This is a genomic window from Streptomyces sp. NPDC006655 (assembly GCF_040703965.1).
GTDB lineage: Bacteria > Actinomycetota > Actinomycetes > Streptomycetales > Streptomycetaceae > Streptomyces.
Genome location: NZ_JBEYJU010000012.1, coordinates 137,695 through 144,847, shown reverse-complemented (window position 1 = coordinate 144,847; position 7,153 = coordinate 137,695). Strand labels below are relative to the sequence as shown.

Sequence of the window (7,153 nt, the reverse complement as noted above, 5' to 3'; positions counted from 1 at the left end):
GCGGAAAGCCGATATTCCACCGCGTACCGTGCCGATCCGGACGAGTTCATGTTCAGGAGCTCCTCCTTGTGGGCGCGCCCGCCGCGGGCCGGAGTGCGAACTACTCGCCCGGGTGGGAGAGCTCGACGTCGTGGCCGTCGACACCGGCGCCGGTGACGTTCAGGGCCGTGGCGACCGGCGGGTAGCCCGTCGCGATCACGGTGTAGTCACCGCCGTCCAGGTCGGCGAAGGCGTACGCGCCGTCCACGCCGGTGGTGGCGGTGCCGACCACGTTGCCGGCCGCGTCCACGAGGGTCACGCGGGCGTCGGCCAGCGGTCCGTGCGGGGCCCGTACGACACCCTGGAGCCGGGCGCCGGCGTCCAGGTCGACCTCGATCCGGGTGACCCCGGTGGTGCCGATCTCGACGGGGAGGGCGCGCGGACGGTACCCGGCCGCGTTCACCGCGACCGTGACGACACCGGGAACCAGCTCGCCGAAGCGGAACTCGCCCTGCTCCCCGGTGGCGGCGGTGGCCAGCAGGTCGCCGCGCACGTCGGTGACGATGACCATCGCGTCCTTGACCGGCAGCGCGCTGCCCGCGCCCCGCACCACACCGCTCAGCCCGCTGGTGCCGCTGAGCAGGATGTCGTACGACAGCGCGTCCTCGCCCACCACGACGGTGGAGGCCTGCGGCTGGTAGCCGTCGGCGGAGGCGATCAGCACGTACGAGCCGGTGCCGGGGGCGTCCAGCCGGTAGGAGCCGTCGTGGCCGGCGACCGAGCGGCCGAGCTGGCGGCCGGCGAGCGAGATCAGGGTGACCGCGGCCTGGGCGACCGGGGCGCTCTCGGCGCCGCGCACGAAGCCGTGCACCGGGGGGCCGCCGGAGCCCGCGGACTGCTCGGGGATGTCGAGGGTGGCCACGGCGGTCAACTGCCGGGTGGCCTCGGCGGCGGTCTCCGCGCCGCCGTTCACGACGGGGGCGGCCCAGCTGGGGACCTGCTGCTTGGCGACGGGTGCCGCGACGGGCGCCTCGGCGGTGGCCGCTGCCAGCGGTGCCTCGGCCGACTGCTCCTGCTCGGCGGCCTGGGCGAGCCCACCCTTGGTCTTCAGCGGAACCTCCTTGATGAACAGGCTGATCAGGAACGCGAGGGCCGCGAGGCCGCCGGCGATCAGGAAGACGTCGGCGATGCCGTGGCCGTAGGCGCTCTCCATGAGGGTGCGCAGCGGCGCGGGCAGCTTGCCCAGGTCCGGGAGGCTGTCACTGGACGAGCTGGAGCCGGCCAGGGCGACCTGGTACTTGTGGGGGAGGGCGGCGGCGCCCTCGGTCACGTAGTGCGTGATCCGGCGGGCCATCACCGCGCCGAGCGCCGAGACGCCGACCGCACCGCCCAGGGAGCGGAAGAAGGTGACCGTGGAGCTGGCCGAGCCGAGGTCGCTCGGGGCGACCTGGTTCTGGGTGCAGAGCACGAGGTTCTGCATCATCATGCCGATGCCGAGACCCAGCAGCGCCATGAAGATCGACATCTTCCAGTACGCCGTGTCGTAGCGGATGGTCCCGAGCAGGCCGAGGCCCGCCGTCACCAGGACGCCACCGCTGACCAGCCACGCCTTCCAGCGTCCGGTGCGGGTGATGAACTGGCCGGAGACGGTGGAGGAGATGAACAGACCGCCGATCATCGGGATCGTCATCACGCCGGACATCGTCGGGGACTTGTCGCGGGCCAGCTGGAAGTACTGGCTGAAGAACACCGTGCCGGTGAACATCGCGACACCGACGAACAGGGAGGCCAGCGAGGCCAGGGTGATGGTGCGGTTCTTGAACAGCCGCAGCGGGATGATCGGTTCCTTGGCCTTCGACTCGACGAGCACGAAGATCAGCGCGAGGACGATCGCGCCGGCGATCATCGTGTAGGTCTGCCAGGAGATCCAGTCGTACTTGTCACCGGCGAAGGTGACCCAGACCAGCAGCAGCGAGACGGCGGCGGCGACGAAGAACGCGCCGGCCCAGTCGACCTTGACGTCCCGCTTCACGACCGGCAGGTGCAGGGTCTTCTGGAGCACGATCAGCGCGAGGACGGCGAAGGGCACGCCGACGTAGAAGCACCAGCGCCAGCCCAGCCACGAGGTGTCGGTGATGACACCGCCGAGCAGCGGGCCGCCGACGGTGGCGACGGCGAAGGTCGCGCCGAGGTAGCCGGAGTAACGGCCGCGCTCACGCGGCGAGATCATCGCGGCCATGACGATCTGGGCGAGCGCCGACAGACCGCCGACGCCGACGCCCTGGATGACACGGCAGGCGATGAGCATGCCGGCGTTCTGCGACAGACCGGCCGCCGCGGACCCCAGGACGTAGATGACCAGGGCTATCTGGACGAGCGCCTTCTTGCTGTACAGGTCGGCGAGCTTGCCCCAGAGCGGGGTGGTGGCGGTCATCGCCAGCAGCGAGGCGGTGACGACCCAGGTGTAGGCGGACTGGCCGCCACCGAGGTCGGTGATGATGTGCGGCAGGGCGTTGGTGACGATCGTGGACGACAGGATCGCCACGAACATGCCGAGCAGCAGGCCGGAGATGGCCTCCATGATCTGCCGGTGGGACATCGGCGCCTGCTCGGCGGAGCTGCCTCCCCCGTGCTTGGCGTGAGCCCGCACACCGGCTGGTGTGGTCGTTGCCATGGGCTTCCTTCTCTTACGTCTTATGCGGGTGTACGGGTGGTCGGTTCGAGAACGGGAGCTTCGAGTACGGGGGTGGGGGCGCGGGCGGCCGAGGCGAGCGTGGACCCGGCGGCGGGCCGGGGGTGCGGGCCCGTGGCCCGGCAGTCGCCGAAGCTGGCGCGGAGCCGGGTCATCAGCCGGATCAGCTGCGCGACCTCCTCGTCGCTCCAGTCGCTCAGCCGCTCGGTGAGCAGTTCGGTGCTGCGCCGGGACAGGTCCTGGAGGGTCGCCTCGCCCGCGGGGGTGAGGTGCAGGATCCGGGAACGCTTGTCCGCCGGGTCGGCGGAGCGCTCGATCCAGCCGCGCTCGGCCACGTGGGCCACGTGCCGGCTGGTCACAGACATGTCCACGGCGAGCAGCTCGGCGAGCTTGCTCATGCGCATGGAGCCGTGGCGGCCGAGCAGCGTCAGCACCGCCGCGGACCCTGCCGGGCACTCGTGCGGCAGGATCCGCGCGAGGTCCCGTTTCACGGCTCCGACGGCGCTGAGCTGACGCGCCAGCTCTTCGAACTGCGCCTGCTCCGCCATCACACCTCCCGTATTCGTTGCTTGGGGCAACCATAGAACTGCTTGGTTGCCACAGGCAAATAAGTCGGCGGGGATCGGGATAAAAACTTGGCAAAGGCAAGTATTGCGAACGTAAACGCGCAGGTGGGGGCCGATGCGGCTGCGGGTGGCCCCCCACTTGGGCCACAACCCCGGATTCGCTAGTGTCTCGGGCCATGGCTAACACCCAGGGCCCCCAGGGCAACTACGACCCCGCCGGCAGCACCCAGATGTTCCGCGCGTTCGTCGACGAGGCCCCGCAGACCTCCCAGCAGACGGCGACCACCTACTCCTCCTCCGGTCCCCGCCTCGGCCTGATCCTCGGCGTCGTCGCCGCGGTGGTCGTGGTGGCGGCGGTCGCCTGGCTCGCGCTCATGTAAGTCGCCTGGCTCGCGCTCACTTCATCCGACTGCGGTCGGGCCGTCGCGGTACGACGGTCACGGCGGCGGCGCGACGAAGAACCCGGGGTTCCCCGCCCCGGGCTTTCGTCGTGCCCGCGTGGAGGCCGGGCCCGTGCGAGGCTCCCTCAGCTCCAGTCGACCCCCACGACCCGGGTCTCGACGTGCATGCCGAGCGGCACCCGCCACGCGTCGACGCAGACCGTCCAGGTCCTGTCCGTACGGGAGTACGGGGCGATCGGGACCGGGAGGGGCTGGGCGGAATCGATGGTCGCCCAGTCGATGCCGAGCAGGTCGACGATGTGCGTGCCGAGGGTGATCGTCCCGGAACGGACGGCCGTGCCACCGGAGTTGCGGAAGGCGACCGTCACCTTCTCGCACCAGCGCTTGTCCGTGGCCGCGCGGGTGGGGGCGCCCCAGGTGAGGGCGGCGGGCGCGGGGATGCCGGGCACCGTGGAACCGGAGGGCTGGGGGTGCGTACGCGCGGAGCCGGAGGGCTGGGGGTGGGTACGCGCGGCACCGGAGGGGGAGGCGGAAGGAGCCGGAACCGAACCTGCCGTGCCGTCCGCCGAGTTGCCCGCTCCGCCCGGCCCGCCCGCCGGGTCGTCCGACCCGTCGGCGCCGTCCTGCCCGCCCGCCGCGCTCGACGGGCCCGCCCCTGAGGCCGCTCCGCCCAACGCCGTGGGGGATCCGCCCGCCGGAGCGCTCGCGGACCCTGCCGACCGGTCCGCCGTCCCGCTCGGCCCGTCCAGCGGGACCAACGTCACCGACCCCGTCGGTCGCGCCGCCGCCCCCGTCGGTCCGCCCGCCGCTCCCACCGCGGTATAGCCACCACCGCCGCCGCTCCCGCACCCGGTGAGGACACAGACCAGAAAGAGACTGACCGCCGACAACCCCACCACCGTGCCGCACCGGCCAGACGCCCTCCGTCGGGACCGCCCGGGGTCGGCGCCGGCCGCCACTTTGACGGCCGACGACGACCTTGCCGCTGTGTCGGCTCGGCGAGGCCGTCGGAGGGTGGTGGCGTACGCCGCCTCGCCGGCCGTCGGCAACCCTGCCGCCGTGTCCCGGCGGCCGGGTGTGCTTCGGCCGTACCGTGTGCCGGGGGGAGGGCCCGCGGCGGCCGCCGACGCTTTCGGGTCGGCGGGCCGGTGGCCGGTACGGGTCCAGCGGGGAGCCATCGGGCCAGTGTGGCTGACGCTCCGTCAGGTGGGAAGCCCTCGGTCGGGATCCCTCAGTCCGAGATCAGGCCCTCGCGCAGCTGCGCCAGGGTGCGGGTCAGCAGGCGGGAGACGTGCATCTGGGAGATGCCGACCTCGTCGCCGATCTGGGACTGGGTCATGTTCGCGAAGAAGCGGAGCATGATGATCCGGCGCTCGCGGGGCGGCAGCTTGGCGAGCAGGGGCTTGAGGGACTCGCGGTACTCGACGCCCTCCAGGGCCGTGTCCTCGTAGCCGAGGCGGTCGGCCAGGGAGCCCTCGCCGCCGTCGTCCTCGGGGGCCGGGGAGTCGAGGGACGAGGCGGTGTACGCGTTGCCCACCGCGAGGCCGTCGACGACGTCCTCCTCGGAGACGCCGAGGACCGCCGCCAGCTCCGTCACCGTCGGCGAGCGGTCCAGCTTCTGGGAGAGCTCGTCGCTGGCCTTGGTGAGGGCCAGGCGCAGCTCCTGGAGGCGGCGCGGGACGCGCACCGACCAGGAGGTGTCCCGGAAGAACCGCTTGATCTCGCCGACGACGGTCGGCATCGCGAACGTCGGGAACTCCACGCCGCGTTCGCAGTCGAAGCGGTCGATCGCCTTGATCAGGCCGATGGTGCCGACCTGGACGATGTCCTCCATCGGCTCGTTGCGGCTGCGGAAGCGGGCCGCCGCGTAGCGCACGAGGGGGAGGTTGAGTTCGATCAGGGTGTCCCGGACGTAGGCACGCTCGGGGCTGTCCTCGTCGAGTGCGGCGAGCCGCAGGAACAGGGAGCGGGACAGGGTGCGGGTGTCGAGGCTCTCCGATACGGCCGGAAGCTCCTGGGCCGGCGTGGCCTCCAGCGCCGGAGCGCCGGCGATGGCGCCATCGATGCTGTCGAGCACGTCGATGGCGTCGAGCTCCTTGGGCGCTGCCTCGCTGTTCGTGGGCATGAGCACCTTCGAGCTGCCCTGTTCTGCGGACATGCCACCCCCTTTGGGTCGCGGGACGGTCGCGGCGACGCTCCCCGGCGAGGAGCGGTGCCTTCACCTGAATACCGGAGCCTGAGCCCCGGCAAACGCGCTTCCGGCAGAATGTCACATGTCGGCAACACGCTGTAGTGACATGTCGACATGTGAAATGTGAATCAGCCCTGCGTGCAAGGGGTCTGACGGTTTTTCGTCCCTCAACTGTCGGGAAGTGCGCTGGTGAGCGATTCGCTCGCGACAGTGATGGCTCGATCCTGTTTGCGGTAATGACCCCGCCGGGCCCCCGGGGTCAGGTCTCGGCCCGGTAACGGAGTCGGGGCGAGCACGGGGCGGGCGCGGAGCGGGCGTGGGGACAGGCCCTGGGGACAGGCCCTGGGGCGGCCCTATGCCTCGATGCGGTTCGCCGAGCGCAGGCGCTGGAAGCTGCGGGCGAGGAGGCGGGAGACGTGCATCTGGGAGACGCCGAGTTCCGCGCTGATCTGGGACTGGGTGAGGTTGCTGTAGTAGCGCAGGAGGAGGATGCGCTGTTCCCGCTCGGGGAGTTGGACCAGGAGGTGGCGGACCAGGTCGCGGTGTTCCACGCCGTCCAGGGCCGGGTCCTCGTACCCGATGCGGTCCAGGAGGCCCGGCAGCCCGTCGCCCTCCTGGGCGGCCTCCAGGGAGGTCGCGTGGTACGACCGGCCGGCCTCGATGCAGGACAGCACCTCCTCCTCGCTGATCCGCAGCCGCTCGGCGATCTCGGCGGTGGACGGGGTGCGGCCGAAGGCGGTGGTCAGGTCCTCGGTCGCGCTGTTCACCTGCACCCACAGCTCGTGCAGCCGGCGCGGGACGTGCACGGTGCGGACGTTGTCGCGGAAGTAGCGCTTGATCTCGCCGACGACGGTCGGCATCGCGAACGTCGGGAACTGCACGCCCCGGTCCGGGTCGAAGCGGTCGATGGCGTTGATCAGCCCGATGGTGCCGACCTGGACGACGTCCTCCATCGGCTCGTTGCGGGAGCGGAAACGGGCGGCCGCGTAGCGTACGAGCGGGAGATTGGCCTCGATGAGCGCCGCGCGCACGCGGTTGTGCTCCGGAGTGCCCGGCCTGAGCTCCTTGAGCTGGCCGAAGAGCACCTGGGTCAGCGCCCGGGTGTCGGCGCCGCGACGTTTCTCCGGGGCCGGGGCGGGCGCCTGGGCGGGGGGTTGGGTCGCGGGCTGGGGCTGGGCCGGTGGTGGGTTCTGGCCGGCGGGCTGGGCGGGGGCGGGCGCCTCTTCCTGGGGCGGCGCAGAACTGGCCGACACGGTCAACGCCACCTCTTCATCGGTCAATCATCCGTCAAAAGCGGTCATAGCATCACAAGACATGTGCACTG

The 7,153-nt window shown here is 71.5% G+C and carries 7 protein-coding genes and 1 pseudogene; 2 read left to right on the top strand and 6 right to left on the bottom strand.

The window, feature by feature from the left end; all coding sequences use genetic code 11:
• The 3 genes and pseudogenes from AB0958_RS10320 to AB0958_RS10310 form a co-directional block, all read right to left on the bottom strand.
• Window positions 1-123 (bottom strand): annotated as a pseudogene (locus AB0958_RS10320) (1-hydroxy-2-methyl-2-butenyl 4-diphosphate reductase); the annotation flags it as partial.
• Window positions 101-2,653, bottom strand: coding sequence for an MFS transporter (locus AB0958_RS10315; protein ID WP_366889913.1), 2,553 nt, complete (start codon window positions 2,651-2,653; stop codon window positions 101-103). The pseudogene AB0958_RS10320 and the gene AB0958_RS10315, both read right to left, overlap by 23 nt.
• Window positions 2,654-2,673: 20 nt before the next feature.
• The gene (locus AB0958_RS10310; protein ID WP_366889912.1) at window positions 2,674-3,219 is read right to left on the bottom strand and encodes a MarR family transcriptional regulator; all 546 of its coding nucleotides are present in this window, start codon (window positions 3,217-3,219) and stop codon (window positions 2,674-2,676) included.
• A 194-nt stretch (window positions 3,220-3,413) separates the two neighbouring features.
• Here AB0958_RS10310 and AB0958_RS10305 point away from each other — a divergent pair, with 194 nt between their 5' ends.
• On the top strand, window positions 3,414-3,617 hold the full coding sequence (locus tag AB0958_RS10305; protein WP_358971357.1) for a hypothetical protein: 204 nt from the start codon (window positions 3,414-3,416) through the stop codon (window positions 3,615-3,617).
• Between the two features lie 146 nt (window positions 3,618-3,763).
• On the opposite strand, the gene AB0958_RS10300 is transcribed toward AB0958_RS10305, so the two are convergent.
• Window positions 3,764-4,087: a hypothetical protein gene (locus tag AB0958_RS10300; RefSeq protein ID WP_366889911.1), complete on the bottom strand. Its 324-nt coding sequence runs from the start codon at window positions 4,085-4,087 to the stop codon at window positions 3,764-3,766.
• On the opposite strand from AB0958_RS10300, the gene AB0958_RS10295 reads away from it, so the two are divergent.
• The gene (locus AB0958_RS10295) at window positions 4,077-4,463 is read left to right on the top strand and encodes a hypothetical protein (RefSeq protein ID WP_366889909.1); all 387 of its coding nucleotides are present in this window, start codon (window positions 4,077-4,079) and stop codon (window positions 4,461-4,463) included. The genes AB0958_RS10300 and AB0958_RS10295 overlap by 11 nt on opposite strands.
• 406 nt (window positions 4,464-4,869) lie before the next feature.
• Here the strand turns inward: AB0958_RS10295 and AB0958_RS10290 are convergent, their stop codons facing one another.
• Together AB0958_RS10290 and AB0958_RS10285 are read right to left on the bottom strand one after the other, a co-directional pair.
• Window positions 4,870-5,796: an RNA polymerase sigma factor SigF gene (locus tag AB0958_RS10290; RefSeq protein WP_366889908.1), complete on the bottom strand. Its 927-nt coding sequence runs from the start codon at window positions 5,794-5,796 to the stop codon at window positions 4,870-4,872.
• 386 nt (window positions 5,797-6,182) lie between these two features.
• Window positions 6,183-7,088, bottom strand: coding sequence for an RNA polymerase sigma factor SigF (locus AB0958_RS10285; protein ID WP_366889919.1), 906 nt, complete (start codon window positions 7,086-7,088; stop codon window positions 6,183-6,185).
• Window positions 7,089-7,153: the final 65 nt, after the last annotated feature.

Coding starts and splice junctions, on each gene's coding strand:
- AB0958_RS10295 (WP_366889909.1), top strand. CDS start 4,077: ATGCCGGGCACCGTGGAACCGGAGGGCTGGGGGTGCGTACGCGCGGAG.
- AB0958_RS10310 (WP_366889912.1), bottom strand. CDS start 3,219: ATGGCGGAGCAGGCGCAGTTCGAAGAGCTGGCGCGTCAGCTCAGCGCC.
- AB0958_RS10290 (WP_366889908.1), bottom strand. CDS start 5,796: ATGTCCGCAGAACAGGGCAGCTCGAAGGTGCTCATGCCCACGAACAGC.
- AB0958_RS10305 (WP_358971357.1), top strand. CDS start 3,414: ATGGCTAACACCCAGGGCCCCCAGGGCAACTACGACCCCGCCGGCAGC.
- AB0958_RS10315 (WP_366889913.1), bottom strand. CDS start 2,653: ATGGCAACGACCACACCAGCCGGTGTGCGGGCTCACGCCAAGCACGGG.